The organism is Streptomyces sp. 13-12-16 (assembly GCF_002114215.1).
Taxonomy (GTDB): domain Bacteria; phylum Actinomycetota; class Actinomycetes; order Streptomycetales; family Streptomycetaceae; genus Streptomyces.
Map to the genome: position 1 here is coordinate 4,926 of NZ_NCTE01000597.1, position 1,858 is coordinate 6,783.

The 1,858-nt window shown below is 72.4% G+C and carries 1 protein-coding gene and 1 pseudogene; both read right to left on the reverse strand.

Translation table 11 applies throughout. The annotated features are described in order from the left end of the window. Window positions 1–101: 101 nt before the first annotated feature. Window positions 102–1,628 carry a DUF5719 family protein gene (locus tag B7767_RS23725; RefSeq protein ID WP_085573979.1) on the reverse strand — a complete coding sequence of 509 codons (1,527 nt, stop codon included), beginning with the start codon at window positions 1,626–1,628 and terminating at the stop codon, window positions 102–104. Next, window positions 1,625–1,858 (reverse strand): annotated as a pseudogene (locus B7767_RS23730) (hypothetical protein); the annotation flags it as partial. The pseudogene B7767_RS23730 and the gene B7767_RS23725, both read right to left, overlap by 4 nt.

Sequence of the window (1,858 nt, forward strand, 5' to 3'; positions counted from 1 at the left end):
GCGCCCTGGGGGCACCTCCCAGGCCCTTAAGGCACTGGGGGAGGCAACAACTGCACGCGGAGGGCGGGGCGGACCGGGTTCGGGTCCGCCCCGGTCCGGGGTCAGTTCTGCAGGATTGACAGGTCCTCGTTCGACCGGGGTACCGAGACCGTTCCGCGGTCGTCCGGGAGGGGCTGGACCGTGAAGAACGGGACGTCGTTCTTCGTCGTGGCCAGTGTCCGGGACGCGTAGACCGGTGTGTCCGACTGGGGTTCCACCGTGAGGGCGTAGGTGCCCTTCGCCCCGGCCGGCACCGGTGCCTCGATGTCCTGCGTCGTACCCGACTTGATCGTGTACGTCTTCGAGGCCTCCGTACCGCCCTCGGTGCCCGCCGAGGCCGTGACCTTGATCTTCGCCGTGCCCTCGGGGGCCGTCACCGAGAGCGTCGTGCCCTTGGCCGTGTTGTCCACGGACGTCGCACGCGTGCCGACCGGTCGCGCCGCCGGGATGAAGGCCGACTCCTGGTCGTCGCCCTTGCCGCGCAGCACCCGTACCGCCGCCACGACCGGGACGGAGTCGTCCGCGGCCGTCAGGACCAGGGAGCCCGCCTCGCCGCGCGTGATGTCCTCCAGGTCGACGGCCGCCGTCATGCCGCCCTTCACGTGGAGGGTGTCGTGGCCGGCCGGGGTGATCAGGCCGGAGGGGGAGGCGAGGCGCACCTTCAGGTCGACGTCGGCGTCACCGGGGGTGAAGGCGACCAGGCGTACGGCGGTGGCGTCCTTCGGGACACCGGGCAGGACCAGGCTGCCGGACGGGTCGGTCGACGCGGGCAGCCAGTCGCCGCCCAGCTTGTCGTCCAGGGCCTGTACGGCGGCGCCGACCCGGCCGCTGCGGACCACCACGTGCGCGGTCACATCGGTCTGCTTCTCGTCGGTGAGCGTCGAGAGCAGGACCGGCTCGGCGGAGTGCGGCTGGACCGTGATGCCCTCCCCCACCGTCGTCTCGAGGGCGCCGTCCTTGCCGTAGAGCTCGATGTCCACGACGGCCGCCGAGTCGTCGGGGTTGGTCAGATGGACGTAGTCGGTGCGGGCGGCGTCGGTGCTCGCGCCCGGGAACCAGAACTCCGTGTCCGGAGCCGTGCAGGTGACTCCGTGCATGCCCCGGCCCGTTCCCGCGGTGACCGTGGTCGTCTCCTGCACGGTCCAGCCCGGCGCGAAGCGGCCCTCGGCGGTGCCGAGGAGGGCGGGGGACTCGCCGCCGGCCGTCTCCCCGGTGACCGGCTTGCCGGGGTCCTCGGGCTCCAGTACGGGCTTCCCGGACCCGGCGTCCTTGTCGTCCTTCTTGTCGTCCTCGGAGTCGTCCCCGGGCTTCGGCCCGTCCTGCTTCTGCTCCGTGGCCGCCCGGAGTTCGGCCCCGCCCTCCTTCTCCGTGCCCTTCGTGACCGGGGTGAAGGACGTGTACGTCGTCTCGGCCAGGTCGGAGGAGCTGGGCGAGGGGCACACCAGGCTCGTGCGTTCCACGGGGAGGTGGGCCGCCGCCTCCGCCGTCCCGTCCGTGGCCGTGGCGTCCGGCGAGGACACCGCGGCGAAGCCGGTGACGGCGGCGAGCGCGGTCACGCCCGCGATCAGGGACAGGGTGGTGCGGTTCACTGCTGGCTCCCGTCGGGACGCTCACTGCCCGTGCCGTGGGGGTCGTACGACGTGTCGTAGCCCTGCGGGTAGTTCTGGTCGTAGCCCTGGGTGTAGGTCTGGTCGTACGGCGCCTGCTGGGTGCCGTAGGCGTACGGGTCGTACTCGCCGCCCTGGGGGTAGGCCTCCGCCTGGTAGGTCCCGCCGTAGGCGTCCGCCGGGTACTGCTGGTACTGCTGCTCGTCCGGGTA